General features: G+C 67.8%; 14 protein-coding genes. 5 read left to right on the top strand and 9 right to left on the bottom strand.

The window, feature by feature from the left end; all coding sequences use genetic code 11:
- Window positions 1-30: 30 nt before the first annotated feature.
- The gene (locus CFB50_RS00755) at window positions 31-1,419 is read left to right on the top strand and encodes an L-serine ammonia-lyase (RefSeq protein WP_047851476.1); all 1,389 of its coding nucleotides are present in this window, start codon (window positions 31-33) and stop codon (window positions 1,417-1,419) included.
- Between the two features lie 58 nt (window positions 1,420-1,477).
- Here the strand turns inward: CFB50_RS00755 and CFB50_RS00750 are convergent, their stop codons facing one another.
- The 3 genes from CFB50_RS00750 to CFB50_RS00740 all read right to left on the bottom strand — a co-directional run bounded on the left by CFB50_RS00750 (window position 1,478) and on the right by CFB50_RS00740 (window position 2,643).
- Window positions 1,478-1,714 carry an antitoxin gene (locus tag CFB50_RS00750; RefSeq protein WP_069249196.1) on the bottom strand — a complete coding sequence of 79 codons (237 nt, stop codon included), beginning with the start codon at window positions 1,712-1,714 and terminating at the stop codon, window positions 1,478-1,480.
- A 186-nt stretch (window positions 1,715-1,900) separates the two neighbouring features.
- On the bottom strand, window positions 1,901-2,185 hold the full coding sequence (locus CFB50_RS00745; RefSeq protein ID WP_069246808.1) for a type II toxin-antitoxin system RelE/ParE family toxin: 285 nt from the start codon (window positions 2,183-2,185) through the stop codon (window positions 1,901-1,903).
- On the bottom strand, window positions 2,182-2,643 hold the full coding sequence (locus CFB50_RS00740) for a hypothetical protein (RefSeq protein WP_069246807.1): 462 nt from the start codon (window positions 2,641-2,643) through the stop codon (window positions 2,182-2,184). The genes CFB50_RS00745 and CFB50_RS00740 overlap by 4 nt, the downstream gene beginning before the upstream one ends.
- Before the next feature lie 283 nt (window positions 2,644-2,926).
- On the opposite strand from CFB50_RS00740, the gene CFB50_RS00735 reads away from it, so the two are divergent.
- Both CFB50_RS00735 and CFB50_RS00730 read left to right on the top strand, forming a co-directional pair.
- Entirely contained in the window at window positions 2,927-4,630 is a 1,704-nt protein-coding gene (locus CFB50_RS00735) for a thiamine pyrophosphate-binding protein (protein WP_069246806.1), read from the top strand.
- Complete coding sequence (locus CFB50_RS00730; protein ID WP_069246805.1) at window positions 4,627-5,724, top strand: ADP-heptose--LPS heptosyltransferase; 1,098 nt, start codon at window positions 4,627-4,629, stop codon at window positions 5,722-5,724. Before CFB50_RS00735 ends, CFB50_RS00730 begins: the two co-directional genes overlap by 4 nt.
- 265 nt (window positions 5,725-5,989) lie before the next feature.
- On the opposite strand, the gene CFB50_RS00720 is transcribed toward CFB50_RS00730, so the two are convergent.
- The 3 genes from CFB50_RS00720 to exaC form a co-directional block, all read right to left on the bottom strand.
- Window positions 5,990-7,024: a helix-turn-helix domain-containing protein gene (locus CFB50_RS00720; protein ID WP_069249195.1), complete on the bottom strand. Its 1,035-nt coding sequence runs from the start codon at window positions 7,022-7,024 to the stop codon at window positions 5,990-5,992.
- Between the two features lie 219 nt (window positions 7,025-7,243).
- Window positions 7,244-7,798: a hypothetical protein gene (locus CFB50_RS00715; RefSeq protein WP_069246804.1), complete on the bottom strand. Its 555-nt coding sequence runs from the start codon at window positions 7,796-7,798 to the stop codon at window positions 7,244-7,246.
- Between the two features lie 316 nt (window positions 7,799-8,114).
- Window positions 8,115-9,641 (bottom strand): acetaldehyde dehydrogenase ExaC, encoded by a 1,527-nt coding sequence (gene exaC, locus CFB50_RS00710; RefSeq protein ID WP_069246803.1) that lies wholly within the window; start codon window positions 9,639-9,641, stop codon window positions 8,115-8,117.
- 274 nt (window positions 9,642-9,915) lie between these two features.
- Between exaC and CFB50_RS00705 the strand changes: the two genes are divergently transcribed.
- Entirely contained in the window at window positions 9,916-10,392 is a 477-nt protein-coding gene (locus CFB50_RS00705; RefSeq protein ID WP_089444742.1) for a pyridoxamine 5'-phosphate oxidase family protein, read from the top strand.
- Window positions 10,393-10,491: 99 nt separating this feature from the next.
- Here CFB50_RS00705 and CFB50_RS00700 read toward each other — a convergent pair whose 3' ends face one another.
- Window positions 10,492-12,105: an MFS transporter gene (locus CFB50_RS00700; RefSeq protein ID WP_069249194.1), complete on the bottom strand. Its 1,614-nt coding sequence runs from the start codon at window positions 12,103-12,105 to the stop codon at window positions 10,492-10,494.
- Window positions 12,106-12,259: 154 nt separating this feature from the next.
- Here CFB50_RS00700 and CFB50_RS00695 point away from each other — a divergent pair, with 154 nt between their 5' ends.
- On the top strand, window positions 12,260-13,144 hold the full coding sequence (locus tag CFB50_RS00695; RefSeq protein ID WP_069246801.1) for a LysR family transcriptional regulator: 885 nt from the start codon (window positions 12,260-12,262) through the stop codon (window positions 13,142-13,144).
- 490 nt (window positions 13,145-13,634) lie between these two features.
- Here the strand turns inward: CFB50_RS00695 and CFB50_RS00690 are convergent, their stop codons facing one another.
- Window positions 13,635-15,074: a hypothetical protein gene (locus CFB50_RS00690; protein WP_069246800.1), complete on the bottom strand. Its 1,440-nt coding sequence runs from the start codon at window positions 15,072-15,074 to the stop codon at window positions 13,635-13,637.
- A gap of 21 nt (window positions 15,075-15,095) precedes the next feature.
- A complete protein-coding gene (locus tag CFB50_RS00685) occupies window positions 15,096-15,383 on the bottom strand; it encodes a PAAR domain-containing protein (protein ID WP_069246799.1) in 288 nt (95 codons plus the stop codon).

Raw genomic sequence — 15,383 nt, 5'->3', positions numbered from 1 at the left:
CAATATTCTTAAAGCAAGGCAGGAATCAATATGGCAGTCAGCGTCTTTGACCTCTTCAAGATCGGCATCGGTCCGTCCAGCTCGCATACGGTCGGGCCAATGCGCGCGGCGCTGATGTTCGTCCAGGGACTCGAGCGTGACGGGCAACTCGACGCCACGGCCCACGTGAAGGTCGAGCTGTACGGCTCGCTCGGCGCGACCGGCAAGGGCCACGGCACCGACCGCGGCGTGATGCTCGGCCTGCTCGGCGACGCGCCCGATACCGTCGATCCCGACACGATCGACGCGCGGCTGGAAGACGTCCGCAAATCGAAGCAGCTCGCGCTGCTGGGCACGCATCCGGTGCCGTTCGTGCTGAAGGAGAACATCGCGTTCTACCGCCAGGCGCTGCCCGAGCACCCGAACGGGATGAAACTGCGCGCGTCCGACGCGAGCGGCAACGTGCTGGTCGAGCGCACCTACCTGTCGGTCGGCGGCGGCTTCGTCGTGACGGCCGGCGCACCGAACACGAAGGTGCTGAGCGCGGCCGAGCAGATGACCCACCCGTTCCGCACCGGCGCCGAGCTGCTCGCGCTGACCGAGTCGACCGGCAAGTCGATCGCGCAGCTGATGTGGGAAAACGAGCGCGCGTGGCATACCGAGGAAGAGACGCGCGACGGCCTGCTGAAGATCTGGGCCGTGATGCAATCGTGCGTGTCGCGCGGCTGCGGGATCGGCAACCCGGAAGCCGACGGCAACCTGCCCGGCCCGTTCCAGGTCAAGCGCCGCGCGCCGCAGTTGTACCGCACGCTGACGGGCAGCCCCGAGCGCGCGCTGCAGGACCCGCTGTCGATGATCGACTGGATCAACCTGTACGCGATCGCGGTCAACGAGGAAAACGCGGCCGGCGGCCGCGTCGTCACCGCGCCGACCAACGGCGCGGCCGGCATCATCCCGGCCGTGCTGCACTACTACACGCGCTTCACGCCCGGTGCGAACGAACAGGGCGTGATCGACTTCCTGTTGACGGCCGCCGCGATCGGCATTCTTTACAAGCTCAACGCGTCGATTTCGGGTGCGGAAGTCGGTTGCCAGGGCGAAGTGGGCGTCGCGTGCTCGATGGCGGCCGGCGCGCTGGCGGCCGTGCTCGGCGGCACGCCGCAGCAGGTCGAGAACGCGGCCGAAATCGGGATGGAACACAACCTCGGCCTCACCTGCGACCCGGTCGGCGGGATGGTGCAGATCCCCTGCATCGAGCGCAACGCGATGGCGTCGGTGAAGGCAGTCAACGCGGCGCGCATGGCGCTGCGCGGCGACGGCTCGCACTATGTGTCGCTCGACTCCGTGATCAAGACGATGCGCGAAACGGGCGCCGACATGAAGACGAAGTACAAGGAAACGTCGCGCGGCGGGCTCGCGGTGAATATCGTCGAGTGCTGATGCGGGATCCGATGGTCATGGGGACACTCCGCGTCTCGCATGACCATCGGGTGCAAAATCACCCATCCTTGCGTTCGGCCTGCTTCTGGTCGCGATGCCCATCGGCCATGAAATCCGGCCCGAATTTCGCGAATTTCTCGAGCACATGGGTCAAAGGCCGTCGCACCGGCCGAATACGGATCTCGTCGCCGACGCGCTTGATTTCCAGCTCGATATCGCTGCGTTCATAGGCGAGGTCGGCAGGAATTTGCACGGCCTGCGCGTTGCCATTCCGAAATACCTTTGTGGTGTACATGTCTTTCTCCCACATCCGGATGTACCGGAGATATCCGTTAAATCATGCAGTCGATGATGTACGTCCAGGCGCGCGCATGGTCATCCACCCGGCATCGATTCGAAAACACACGCCGCCCCGGCAGTCTTCTCCGTTCCGGGCGTGGCCCCACCCACACCTGGTGAATCAGCCCGTGCAGATACCGCATCACGGCCACTGCCGTCGTGCATGCAACACACGAAGGATCTCCACGACGCCCTCGGCCGGCCGGATGCGATACACGACCACATAGTTCGGCGCGATCACCAGCTCGCGCGTGCCGGCCACCCACCCTTGCCGATACAACTCGGCGTGAGCCGGTAACGCCGCCGCCCTTTGTTCCAGCAGTTCGTCGAGTTCGAGCGCGGCCAGCGGGTCATTCTCGGCGATGTAGTCCATGATCGCGGCGCGATCCTCGTACGCCTTCGGATTCCAGTGCAGCTCGAGGGTCAAGAAGCATCCCCGCGCCTGCCCGCGAGTCGCTCACGCAGCGCCGCACGGCGCGACGCGAAGTCGGCGCTGACTTCGGCGTCGAGAATCGACGCACGCGGATCGTCCAGCGCCTGCTGAACCTGTTCGCGAAACCAGCGGTCGTGGGCTGCGGCCTCGTGCGCCGCCTTCAACGCGGCTGAACGATCGGGCCTGGCCGCCCGACCGGCCGCATCCGGATCGAACGTCGATGCATCCACGTCGAACCGGCTGATGCCGATGTCTCGCAGAAAGCCGACCAGCGTTTCGAAACGGCGAAACACCCGCACGTCGCCGCGCTTGGCCGACAGGAAGCGTTCGTTCGCACCGCAACGGGCCGACAGCGCCCAGCCGTTGCCGCAACCGACCACGCGGGCCGCGCACACCGCGCCGGCTTCGACCAACTCCGTTAGTGTCTTTTGATCGATCGTTTCGGTCGTCATGGCGATTCTCGCCCCCCTTTCTTCGCTCATTCTCTAAAATTTTACTATTGAATGGCATCCCATTTTATTGTTATTTGGGATGCCTGCGTACCGGATCGAGACAAGCGTCAGGTCTACGTCCCTGGCGCTCACTTTCCGCCGTCACGCAAGCGTGCACAAGCTGGCCAATCGGCCAGCCGACGCCGAACCGCTCACCGTTCCGACACTTTTCACCGGCCGGCATACCGACGCCCGGCCAACCGGCGTAAGCTGTACGTCCCGCTACCCAGGGAGACGGCAGCCCATGTCGCATTCCAAGGATCTCGAGCAGCCCGCCACCACCGGCGCGCGACTGCTCGTCGATGCGTTGCTCGCCAATCACGTCGAACGCGTGTTCTGCGTGCCGGGCGAGAGTTTCCTCGCCGTACTCGATGCGCTGGCGGACGACACCGCGCGCATCCAGACGGTCGTCTGCCGCCACGAGGCGGCCGCCGCGAACATGGCCGAGGCCGTCGGCAAGCTCACCGGCCGGCCCGGCATCGCGTTCGTCACACGCGGGCCCGGCGCGACCCACGCGTCGATCGGCGTGCACACCGCGTTCCAGGATTCGACGCCGATGATCCTGTTCGTCGGCCAGTGCGCACGCGAGCACCTCGACCGCGAAGCCTTCCAGGAAATCGACTATCGGCGGATGTTCGGCCAGATGGCGAAATGGGTCGCGCAGATCGACGACCCGCGCCGCATTCCCGAATACCTGAGCCACGCGTTCCATGTCGCGACGTCCGGCCGTCCCGGCCCGGTCGTACTCGCGCTGCCGGAAGACGTGCTGTCCGAAGCGTGCGCGCCGCAGCCGGTCGTGCCGGCCGCGAAACGCGTCGCGGCCGCGCCGTCGGCCGCGCAGCTCGATGAACTGCGCGAGCGGCTCGCGCGCGCGGAACGGCCGTTCGCGATCGTCGGCGGCAGCGGCTGGACACCCGACGCGTGCGCGAACCTGCGCACCTTCGTCGAGCGCTGGCAGTTGCCGGTGGCCTGCGCGTTCCGCTACCAGGACACGATCGACAACGCGCACCCGAACTACGCGGGCGACGTCGGGCTCGGGATCAACCCCGCGCTCGCGAAGCGCATCCGCGACGCCGACCTGCTGCTCGTGATCGGGCCGCGTCTCGGCGAAGCGACGACCGGCGGCTACACGCTGCTCGACATCCCGAAGACACGCCAGACGCTGATCCACGTGCACCAGGGTGCGGACGAGCTTGGCCGCGTGTATGCGGCCGACCTGCCGATCGTGTCGGGCATGCCCGAAATCGCCGCGCCGCTCGCCGCGCTCGAGCCGCTCGAACACCCCGCATGGGCCGGCACCGCTGCCGACGCGCATCGCGCGTATCGCGAATGGCATGCGCCGCTGCCGATGCCCGGCGACGTCCAGCTCGGCGACGTGATGGTGCAGCTGCGCGAGCGCCTGCCGCATGACGCGATCCTCACCAACGGCGCCGGCAACTATGCGATCTGGCTGCATCGCCACTTCGCGTACCGGCACTTCCGCTCGCAGCTCGCGCCGACCAGCGGCGCGATGGGCTACGGCGTGCCGGCCGCGCTTGCCGCGAAGTCGCTGTACCCGTCGCGCGCCGTCGTCGCGCTCGCGGGTGACGGCTGCTTCATGATGGCCGGCAACGAGCTCGCGACCGCGATGCAGTACGGGCTGAACATCGTCGTGATCGTCGTCAACAACGGGCATTTCGGCACGATCCGCATGCATCAGGAGCGCAACTACCCGGGGCGCGTGCATGGCACGGGGCTCACGAATCCCGATTTCGCCGCGTATGCGCGCGCGTTCGGCGCGCATGGCGAGACCGTCGAGCGCACCGCCGATTTCGCGCCCGCGCTCGAGCGCGCGCTGACCAGCGGGCTGCCTGCACTGATCGAGATCCGCATCCCGCAGGACGCCAGCACGCCGGCCGCGACGCTCGAACAGATCCGCGAGCAGGGCCGCCGCGCGCGCGGCGGATGACGGTGGACACGTACGCCGCGCCGCCCGGCGTCGCGCTGTCGCACGACGACGCACTCACGTTCCCTGGCACGCTGCTCGCGCCGGATGGCACGCTCGTCGCGCCTTATGACCTGGAGCACGGCGGCGCGCGTGCCGGCGGCAACGTGCCGGCCGCGCCCGCACGCGGCCTGCTGCACGCCGCGCACCGGCCGTTCAGGCTCGACTACGACAGCGCACGGCACGTACACGTGATCAACGGGATGGGTGTCACGCTCGGCGATTCAGTGATCGGGCTCACGGCCCTCGCCGCGCTGCGCGCCGCGCACCCGGGCCTGCACTTCACGCTGTATCGACCGGCCTGCGCGCCGGGTTATGTCGAGGCGCTGTATGCGCTCGCTGCCGACAGCGTCGCGCCGTCGCGCGCACTGCCGTACCCCGCCGGCGCGCTGCCGGCGGACGCGCCGTGCATCGACGTCGGCAATCACCTGTACTGGCCCGCGTTCGCGCGGCTGCCGATGATCGATTTCTTCCTCGACGCGCTCGGCGTGGAACCCGCGTCGGTGCCGGCGTCGGCCAAGCGCAACCGCTGGCTCGCGCAGTTGCCGCTGCCTGCGTTGCCTGCGCAATGGCAGCGCCCGTACGTGCTGTTCTGCGCGACCGCGAGCACCGCGTTGCGCAGCGTGCCGCCGGCACTGCAGGCAACGATCGTCGAGCAGCTCGTGCAGCGCTACGGGTTGCCGGTCGCCGGGTTCTGGCCCGTCGCGCATCCCGCGTATGTCGACGTGAGCGCCGATGCGGCCGGCGGTACGGCCCGGTTCATGGCATGGGTCAAGGGTGCCAGCCTGCTGTTCGCGCCCGACACGGCAGCGCTGCATCTCGCCGACGGTTTCGACGTGCCGACGCTCGCGTGCTTCACGACGATCGGGCCGGCGCTGCGCGTGCGCGACTATCCGCATTGCGTGCCGGTCGCGCTCGACGTGCCCGCCGAATTGCGCGGGATGCATCGCAGCGAGCGGCCGGCCGATCTCGCGGCGGTCGAGGCCGCCTATCGCGCGATCGACTGGGATGCGCTGGCGTGGCCCGCGCCGCGCGAAGCGGCGGCTACGGCCGAATAGGGAAACAGGGCGGCGGCGGCCGGTTGCGAGGCCGAAAGCGTCGCTGCTGCGTGTACGCGCCGCCTGAGCCTGAGCCTGAGCCTGAGCCTGAGCCTGAGCCTGAGCCCGAGCCTGAGCCTGAGCCTGAGCCTGAGCCTGAGCCTGAGCCTGAGCCTGAGCCTGAGCCTGAGCCTGAGCCTGAGCCTGAGTCGATGTCGATGTCGATGTCGATGTCAGTGCCGGTGCCTAAGCCGAACCAAGAACCGCTTCGACTACCGCCCCGCGCTCACCCCACCGCCACCATCACCGCGCGATCGCGCAGCGTCTCCGACGGCCGCTTGCCGAACAGCCGCCGGTAATCCGTCGCGAACTGGCTGAGATGCCAGAAGCCCCACGCCTCCGCCACGTCCTGCACCGAACCGGCCGCGCGGCCGCACAGGTCGCGCCGCGCGCCGTTCAGCCGCAACGTGCGCAGATAGGTCGCGGGCGCCATGCCGAGCACGTCCTGGAAGCAGTACTGCAGCGTGCGCCGGCTCACGTGCAACTGCTCGCACAGCTCGGGCACGCCGACCGGGCGCGTGCGGTGCGCAAGCACGTAGTCGCGTGCCTGCTCGACGATCCAGCGGCGCGTCGACGGCGCACGGCCGGCGTCGTCGTCGGCCGGTTGCGCGCACACGTCGAACAGCGCGGCCAGCACCTCGCCCTGCAGGTCGTCACGCTGCGCATCGGCCAGCGGGCCGGCCATCGCCACCGCACCGTCGAGCCGTCGGCCGAGCAGTGCGCACAGGCGCGCGAGCCGCGCATCGCCGACCTGCATCACGCGCTGCGTGAACAGCCGCTCGTCGAGCGCGCAGTGCTCGACCTCTTCCGCGTAGTGACGCAGCACGTCGCCGCGCACGACGACGCCGTAGATCGAGAACTGCGCGGGCGTCACCAGTTCGAACTCGACGTTGCCGGGCCGGAACGCGAGCGCACCCGGCCCGATGCGGCACGCATCGACGCGCGCGGTGCCGTCGCTCACGAGCGGGATGCCGAACCAGTACGCGTCGCCGCGCACCTCGCACGCCTGGCGCAGCAGGTGGCTCGTCGATTCGCGAAACAGCTTCATCGTGTCGAGCGGCAGCTCGGTCAGCGTGCCGACGAAGCGGCCGGCCGCGAGCTGGTCGTAGGTCTGCCGCCAGCCGATCAGGTTGCGCGCCTGCTCGTCGGCGTCATGCGCGACGCTGACGACCGCCTGCCCGGCCAGCGCATCGTCGCCCTGCGCGTTGCGCCGCGTGTCTTCGGCCGTCGGTTCTTTGCTGCACGCCACGTATTGATCCATCGTGTCCTCCTTCACCTGCCCGGAACCGCACCTGTCACGCAAGTCCCGTGCCGAACCGTGCGCGACCTGCGCAAAGCCCGTCATTCGGCGCCCGCGCGGCCTGCGCGCGCCATGTAGGCACATCCAAACGCCCAGCCGTACGCACTCCGCCAGTGCGGCACGCGCCACGCCGGCGCACCCGGTGCGCGCCGCCCATCCGGCGCGATACACGGCGGCCGGCTAGCCACCGTTCGCGGGCCGCAGCCGCACGACCCGCGTGCCGCAATTGCCGTACACCTGCGCGACCGCCAGCTCGACGATCGCGCAGCCGGCCGGCCACGGCGCCGCGTCCGCCTCGGACAGATCCGTCCGCAGCGTCGCGCGCCCGTTGATCCGGTAACGGATACCGCGCATGAAGTCGACGAACAGCAACCCGACGCCGCTGCCATTACACCGCGCCGCATCGATCCGGCCACCGTCGCCCTCGCCGTACACCGGCAGCACGAAGCGCAGCGTCTTCGTATCGATCACGCGCACGACCGGCAGCAGGTCGCCGTTCGCGTCGCGCCGGCTCTGCACGATGTCGCAGGTCACGCCCGCCTGGCCGCCGCACGCCGTGCCGACGAACATGAATGGCTGGGTCTCGATGAACTGCCGCACGCCGATGCTCAGCCGCGTCGTCACGACGTCGCTCATCCGCTCGGCCTCGTCGGCGACGCCGAAACGGTGTTGCGCGTCGAGTTCACCTGCGTGGAACACGGGATGGCGCGGATAGGATCGGGGCGGTTCTGACATGGGGTTTTACGGCCGGCGCGCCGGCTCGACTTGCCGCGGAAAACGAACGACCATCGGTATCGTTTCCGGCGAAGGCCGCGACAATGCGCGCCGGTACCAGGTTGCAAATGCGAATGGGCGGAAACGGTCAATCTCCGGATCACCGGTCGGCCGCGCGGCACGCATCCGCGCACCCGTGGTCGGCCAGGCAACCACCGTCGCCCGACACGACACGCACTCGACGACCCTCCGGTGTCCGAAGCTTTTCCGCTCAAGACGGCGCCCCGACCGGCCGACGCATACCGCGCCGCCAGCCGGTCAGGACGCGCACGCGGGATCAGAAGAACCCGAGCGCCTCGGCCTGGTAGCTCACCAGCAGGCACTTCGTCTGCTGATAGTTCGACAGCGCCATCTTGTGCGTCTCGCGGCCGATCCCCGACTGCTTGTAGCCACCGAACGCCGCATGCGCGGGATAAAGGTGATAGCAGTTGGTCCACACGCGGCCGGCCTCGACCTCGCGGCCCATCCGGTACGCACGCGTGCCGTTGCGCGTCCACACGCCCGCGCCGAGCCCGTAGAACGTGTCGTTCGCGAGTTCGATCGCGTCCTGCTCGTCCTTGAACGTCATCACCGACGCGACCGGCCCGAAGATCTCTTCCTGGAACACGCGCATCTTGTTGTTGCCGAGCAGCATCGTCGGTTTCACGTAGTAGCCCGTGCCGAGTTCCGCCGCCGGCGCCGTGCGCTCGCCGCCCGTCAGGCATTGCGCGCCTTCGCCGCGGCCGATGTCGATGTACGACAGGATCTTGTCGAGCTGCTGCTGCGAGGCCTGCGCGCCGATCATCGTCTGCAGGTCGAGCGGGTGGCCGGCCTTGATGCGCTCGACCCGCGCAACCGCCTTCTCGATGAACTTCTCGTAGATCGATTCCTGGATCAGGATCCGCGACGGGCACGTGCACACTTCGCCCTGGTTCAGCGCGAACATCGCGAGCCCTTCGAGCGCCTTGTCGAGGAACGCGTCGTCCTGGTCGAGCACGTCGGCGAAGAAGATGTTCGGGCTCTTGCCGCCCAGTTCGACCGTCGACGGGATCAGGCTGTCGGCCGCGGCGCGCAGGATGTGCTTGCCGACCGGCGTCGAGCCCGTGAACGCGATCTTCGCGATGCGCTTGCTGGTCGCGAGCGCTTCGCCCGCTTCCTTGCCGAAGCCGTTCACGATGTTGATCGTGCCGGCCGGGAACAGGTCGCCGATCAGCTCCATCAGCACCAGCACCGACGCGGGCGTCTGCTCGGCCGGCTTCATCACCACGCAGCAGCCGGCCGCGAGCGCCGGCGCGAGCTTCCATGCGGCCATCAGCAGCGGGAAGTTCCACGGGATGATCTGGCCGACGACGCCGAGCGGTTCGTGGAAGTGATACGCGACGGTGTTGTCGTCGATTTCGGAGATGCCGCCTTCCTGCGCGCGGATGCAGCCCGCGAAGTAGCGGAAGTGGTCGATCGCGAGCGGCAGGTCGGCCGCCATCGTCTCGCGCAGCGGCTTGCCGTTGTCGATCGTCTCGGCCACCGCCAGCAGCTTCAGGTTCTTTTCCATCCGGTCGGCGGCGGCGAGCAGCAGGTTCGCGCGCTCGGCGACCGACGTCTTGCCCCACTTGCGGCGCGCGGCGTGCGCGGCGTCGAGCGCGAGCTCGATGTCGTCGGCGCCCGAGCGCGGTATGTGACAGAACGGCTGGCCGTTGATCGGCGACACGTTCTCGAAGTACTCACCTTTCACCGGCGGAACCCACTTGCCGCCGATGTAGTTGTCGTATTGCTGACGGTACGGGTATTCGACGTCGAGGCCCAGTTGCTTCAGGTCAAACGGGTTCATACATGTCTCCTGTTCATCGTGCTTGTGTGAGTACAGCGCCGGTTGGCATTGCGCTGCCCTCGTTTACGCAACATGCGTGCCAAACAGGACGGAAACACGGTAACCCCGGCCGGCCCGCGTGCGCACCGTGCCGTGTTCACCGACGCAGCATGGCGGGTGTGCCGATTCTGAACAGCACGGTTGCGCAGCGCGCCGGGACGGTGTTCGAAATTTCCACAGTGCGCGAGCGCATCTGCGCGCGGAGGCAGGCCGCGCCGCGTGGCATGTCGCTTGCATGCGCCCTGCGCATTCCCACGCAACGGCGTGTGCGCCGACCGACACCATGAACGACCGCGGCCCCCTGACCGACGACGCCATCGCGTTCATCCGCGAGCAGGCGTTCCTGATCGTCGCGACCGCCGACGCGGCCGGCAACAGCGACTGCTCGTATCGCGGCCGCCAGCCACGCGCGGACGGCTCGTTCGAGCCGCTCGTCGACCTGCCCGACCGCCGTACGCTCGTGCTGCCCGACTTCGCGGGCAACAATCTGTTCAACACGATCGGCAACCTGCTCGTGAATCCGGTCATCGCGCTGCTGTTCGTCGACTTCGTGCGGCAGACGACCTGGCTCGTGCAGGGGCGCGCTACGATCGACGAGGATGCGGCAAGCCGCGCGCATCTGTGGCCCGATGCGCGGCGCCATGTGGTGGTTGAAGTGGAACATGCGCAGGCACGGGCGGATGCGGCACTGCCGCCGCTGGTGCTGGCGTGATGGGCGTGGCGGATCGTCAGCGTGCGAATGCAGCTGACGTAATGGAAACGACGCGCCGGCCGTCCAGCCCGACGCGCCCTGTGCGCGATGACGCGACGCTCAACGCCCGTGCGTCTCCGCACACGCTGCTTCGATCCGGCTGTGCACCGGCACGTCGGCATGCGCGTGCCCGTCGGTATCGTCGCCCGTTTCGGCAGCCACCCGCCGCCCGCCGAGAAACGCGAACACCACCCCTGCACACAGCACCGTCACGACCGCCAGCCCGATCAACAATCGATCGAACGCATGCGTGTAGCTCGCGAGCAGCGCCGCATGCCCGACACCCGGCAACACGGCCGCCGCGCCCGCGAGATCGCCGGTCGCGAGCCGCGCCGCCGCACGCAGCGTCGCGTCAGGCGTGCCGGCGGCACCCGCCGCCTGCGTCAGCCCGGTCCGCGCGAGCCCGGCCAGCACCGCACCGACGATCGCGAGCGCGATCCCCTCGCCGGCCACGCGCGTCGTGCTGAAAATCCCCGTCGCCATCCCCGCGCGCTCCTTCGGCACGACGCTCACCGACAGCCCGTCCATCAGCCCCCACGGCATCCCGGCCCCGACGCCGATCGTCACCATCGGCGTGATCGCCGCGAGCCCTGCGCCGCTGCGCAGCACGATGCCCAGCCACACGAGCCCGGCCGCCGCGATCAGGAGCCCGAGCCCCGAGATCACGCCCGCCGACAGCCAGCGCGTGAGCGTCGCCGCGATGAACGGCACGACCAGCATCGGCGCGGAAATCGCGAGCATCAGCCAGCCGGCGTCGATCTCGCTGAAGCCGTCGATGCCGATGAAGCGCAGCGGCAACACGACGAGCAGCACGATGTAGCAGCAGCAGGTCGACACCGGCAGCACCTGCACGCCGACGAAGCGCGCGATCCGGAACAGCGACAGGTCGAGCATCGGCCGCGCGACGCGCGTCTCGATCGCGACGAACGCACACGCGCCGAGCGCCGCGCCGGCCAGCAGCGCGATCACCAGCGGGCTCGACCAGCCGCGCGCGGGCGCCTCGATCACGCCGAACGTGAACAGCGTCAGCGCGGTGGTGAACGCGGCCGTGCCGGGCCAGTCGAGCCCCGTCGCGTGCGGGTCGCGCGACTCGTGCATGCGCGGCAGCCCGAATACGAGCGACAGCCCGCCGGCCACCGCGCTCGCCACGAAGATCGCGCGCCAGCCGACATGCCCGATCAGCGCGCCGGCGAGCACCGGCCCGAACGCGAGCCCGATGCCGAAGGTGGTGCCGAGCAGGCTGAAGGCGCGCGTGCGCGCCGCGCCGTCGAACTCCTGCGCAAGCGCGGCCGTGCCGCCCGCCAGCGCCGCGGCCGCCGCGAGCCCTTGGGCGGCGCGCAGCAGGTCGACCGCGAGCATCGACGGCGCGAACGCGAGCGCGATCGACATCAGCGTGAAGCCGCCGACGCCGATCGCGAACAGGCGCTTGCGGCCGAACTGGTCGGCCAGCGCACCGGCCGCCATCAGGAAACTGCCGAACGCGAGCATGAACGCGTTGGTGATCCAGTTCATCGCGACCGTCCCGCCGTGCAGGTCGCGGCCGATCGCGGGCGTCGCGACGGCGCCGCCCGAAAACGACAGCGGCAGCGCGACGGCGGCCATGCAGACGGCCGCCAGCACCCACGCGCGCCGGCGTGCCGACGGGTCCGAAGCGGCTGAAAAAGGGTGATCCATCATCGCTCCTCGAAAAGCCGGCGCGGATGCGCCGTCAGAGCGACAGAAGATAAATCCGATTCAATCGGCGAAAAACCACGCGAAGCTCCGCATATAACGGACTAGAATTCCGCAATTCACTTGGCCACGTGCGTCGACGCACGCCTTCGATTCGATGGACAACCTGACCGGCATCGTCGCCTTCGTCCGCACCGCCGAAGCCTTGAGCTTCGTCGCGGCCGGCCGCGCGCTCGGCATCTCGGCGTCGGCGGTCGGCAAGACGATCGCGAAACTCGAACAGTCGCTCGGCGTGCGCCTGTTCAACCGCACGACGCGGCGCGTCACGCTCACCGAAGAAGGGCGGCACTTCTACGAACGCTGCCAGCGGATCCTCGAGGATTTCCGCGACGCGGAAGCGACCGTGACGGCATCCGCGCAGCGCCCGCGCGGCAAGCTGCGCGTGAGCCTGCCGGTGATCGGCTACCGGTTCCTGCTGCCGGTGCTGCCCGAATTCCGGCAGCGCTACCCGGACGTCGAGCTCGATCTCGATTTCAACGACCGGATGGTGGATGTCGTCGAAGGCGGCTTCGACGCGGTGATCCGCAGCGGCCCGCTGTCGGATTCGAGCCTGATGTCGCGGCGGCTCGGCCCGTTCGCGTTCGTGCTGTGCGCGACGCCCGCGTATCTCGCGCAGGCCGGCACGCCGCGCACGCCGCGCGATCTCGAAGCGCACGACTGCGTGCGCTACTGCTTCCCGACCACCGGCAAGCTGCAGGACTGGGCGCTCGCGGCCGACGACGGCACGCCGCTGAAGCTGCGCACCGCGCTGACCTGCAACAACATGGAGGCGCTGCGCGGCACCGTGCTCGCGGGGCTCGGCATCGGCTACATGCCCGACTTCCTCGCGCGCGACGCGCTCGAACAGGGCGCGCTCGTTACCGTGCTCGACGACTACCGGATCGCGCCGGGGCAGTTCTCGATCGTGTGGCCGTCGAGCCGGCAGTTGTCGCCGAAGCTGCGCGTGTTCGTCGATTTTCTGTGCGAGCGGTTGTTCAGGTAGCATTCAGTCCGGCGCCAGTGAACCAGGAACGCCGATGCGACGTCATACCTCGTCGCTTCGGGCCGCGCGTATCTGCCGCTTCATCGCACGGTCGTACGCCTCAAAACGCTGCCACGCATCCGCTGTGCGCACATGGGGCCGTTCCCGATGTGAACTGATCCACCACGGCTTGCCTCGATGCTCATACCAGCGCCACACCGCCGCCTGCGCAATCTCGTGTTCCCGGTCAGGACACACGCCGTCGACGACATCCTCTATATGAAGGAAACATGCGAGATGCCGTCGCCATCGATCACACAGTTCGTCCGCGATCAGCCCCACCGTGAAGCTTAGAAAGATCAACGCATATTGCAGGGGGGGTTGCCGTACCCAGTACTTCCGACACATACCAGTAACTCGCAGTCATCCAGACGGCACACGCCAGCAGCGAGAGCCACCACAACGCCACGAACCGGGGAATGCTGAATTGCCGAAATGCGTTCATCGCTGCTTACCCGTATTGGCGCCACACGTCGTCGGCATAGAGCCGCTGTGCGAGGATGCGCCAGCCACCGCACACGATCACGACGACAACCATGACACTGGTGAACACCGTTTCGAACGTGCCCCACGCATTGTCGGGGGACAGCAGCATCCCGAATACCCACATCGCCACACACGCGACGAGTTCGACGGCTGGGAACAGGTTGTACTCATAGTCTGTCTTCCACGGCGCGTCCACGCTCGGCAGCTCCTTGACGACAAGATTGAGCGCGACGCCCTCCGCGTGAGGCAGTGCGACAAGCTGCGCCCCCTGACCATATAACGCCATCTTGCCGGCCAGCGCCTGAAGAACCCAGCGCGCGACCGGAGCCTGCGGACCAATCGCCGGATCAAGCGCATGTGCTTCAATCTTCAGATCGGCATCCCTGACCGCGCCCAGCGTCGCATGCTGCGCGAGTCCCTTGAGCCGGCTATGCCAGAAGTGACGGATTCGCTCGCGTGGCGCCTGCGCCGCGTTGAGCAGCAACGCTAGCGACCTGTCGACCTGATCGGCTTCCCCGACGACCTGACGAAGTAGCCAAGCCTGCCGCTTTAGCTCAGGTTTTTCCTGTATGAGCGCGCGCGAACCGAGCAGAAGCGCAACCGCTGCTTCCGATGTCGCCGGCGCAATGCCGGGGGCGTCATCATTCAAATGCCATGCGACAACAAGGCGATACCTCGGTGTTCCGTCAACTGCATAGTGGCTAGAGGCAAACGGCGAGTCGCTTTTGTCCGTGAACCAGTTCTCCGCAAAGTTCACGTTGCGGTCGTTGTCGATCCATCGAACACGGGGCCGCCCTGGCAACTTCAAGCACTCCCACACAGCCTTGACGTCCGTCGACCATTCCTGTCGGTCGCACTGCATCACGATTTCGAATGAGTTGCTGCGCGCCGCCTCAGCCAGCCGCGCCGCCAGTGGTGTCAAAAGGGTTTCCAGCAGGCTGCTGACGCGTGATGCGACGTGGGTTGCGTCGACGCCTCCAAGCAACATGACCTTCCCCGGATTCTCCGGTGGACTGCCTTCCAGTTTCAGCATGCGTTCGGCCAGGTCGGCTTCGGGCGTGAGAATGACACTGTCGAGCACGGCCATGCCTGCACGGCTGAGTCGCTGCCATCGGACCAGCAAATGCCAGCGCGCCGCATTCCTGACCGCTGCCTCAAACGCCAAGCCGTCGTAAAACGTCGAATAAAGCGCGGCGCAGATCGTGAGCCAAAAAGTAAGCGGGACCGTCAGCGCGGATCGCATGAATTCCGGCGAGCCAACCGGTTTGCCCGCCGGCCACGTTGTCACCGTATAGGCCAGGCACACGCCCTCGATCACGAGGAACAAGACGAGGTAGACCCATACAGGCGGCGGCTTAGGGTGCTGCCACTCGGGCGGCACGCGTTGATCCCAGCGAAATTTCATCGCGTCTCCGTGAATATCGCGTCACGCTTCGATCATCGAGTGGCGCTGCGATGCAATCAGCCGCGGCGAGGAATTGCACGCGCACCGGCAAAGGTCGTCTTCGAGCGCGGGCTGTTTGTCGCTCAGTTCATGGTCCGAGCGCTCACCGACCGGCTCGATCCGGCCAATGGTGTTGCACGCAGGACATTGGACCCGCGCGCCCACATGGCTCAACTTGCGATCGTCGAGTTCAACGTCATCGAGGCCGTCAAGCACGACGCCGTTCGCCGTCGTCCGGTCATGCTGATAGATCAGGGCACGTTCGCGCAT

Origin of the sequence: Burkholderia sp. AU33423, from assembly GCF_002223135.1 — a bacterium.
GTDB lineage: Bacteria > Pseudomonadota > Gammaproteobacteria > Burkholderiales > Burkholderiaceae > Burkholderia > Burkholderia lata_D.
This window is presented reverse-complemented; position numbering and strand designations above follow the sequence as displayed.

Coding starts and splice junctions, on each gene's coding strand:
- CFB50_RS00755 (WP_047851476.1), top strand. CDS start 31: ATGGCAGTCAGCGTCTTTGACCTCTTCAAGATCGGCATCGGTCCGTCC.
- CFB50_RS00750 (WP_069249196.1), bottom strand. CDS start 1,714: ATGTACACCACAAAGGTATTTCGGAATGGCAACGCGCAGGCCGTGCAA.
- CFB50_RS00740 (WP_069246807.1), bottom strand. CDS start 2,643: ATGACGACCGAAACGATCGATCAAAAGACACTAACGGAGTTGGTCGAA.
- CFB50_RS00735 (WP_069246806.1), top strand. CDS start 2,927: ATGTCGCATTCCAAGGATCTCGAGCAGCCCGCCACCACCGGCGCGCGA.
- CFB50_RS00730 (WP_069246805.1), top strand. CDS start 4,627: ATGACGGTGGACACGTACGCCGCGCCGCCCGGCGTCGCGCTGTCGCAC.
- CFB50_RS00720 (WP_069249195.1), bottom strand. CDS start 7,024: ATGGATCAATACGTGGCGTGCAGCAAAGAACCGACGGCCGAAGACACG.
- CFB50_RS00715 (WP_069246804.1), bottom strand. CDS start 7,798: ATGTCAGAACCGCCCCGATCCTATCCGCGCCATCCCGTGTTCCACGCA.
- exaC (WP_069246803.1), bottom strand. CDS start 9,641: ATGAACCCGTTTGACCTGAAGCAACTGGGCCTCGACGTCGAATACCCG.
- CFB50_RS00705 (WP_089444742.1), top strand. CDS start 9,916: ATGCGCCCTGCGCATTCCCACGCAACGGCGTGTGCGCCGACCGACACC.
- CFB50_RS00700 (WP_069249194.1), bottom strand. CDS start 12,105: ATGGATCACCCTTTTTCAGCCGCTTCGGACCCGTCGGCACGCCGGCGC.
- CFB50_RS00695 (WP_069246801.1), top strand. CDS start 12,260: ATGGACAACCTGACCGGCATCGTCGCCTTCGTCCGCACCGCCGAAGCC.
- CFB50_RS00690 (WP_069246800.1), bottom strand. CDS start 15,074: ATGAAATTTCGCTGGGATCAACGCGTGCCGCCCGAGTGGCAGCACCCT.
- CFB50_RS00685 (WP_069246799.1), bottom strand. CDS start 15,383: ATGCGCGAACGTGCCCTGATCTATCAGCATGACCGGACGACGGCGAAC.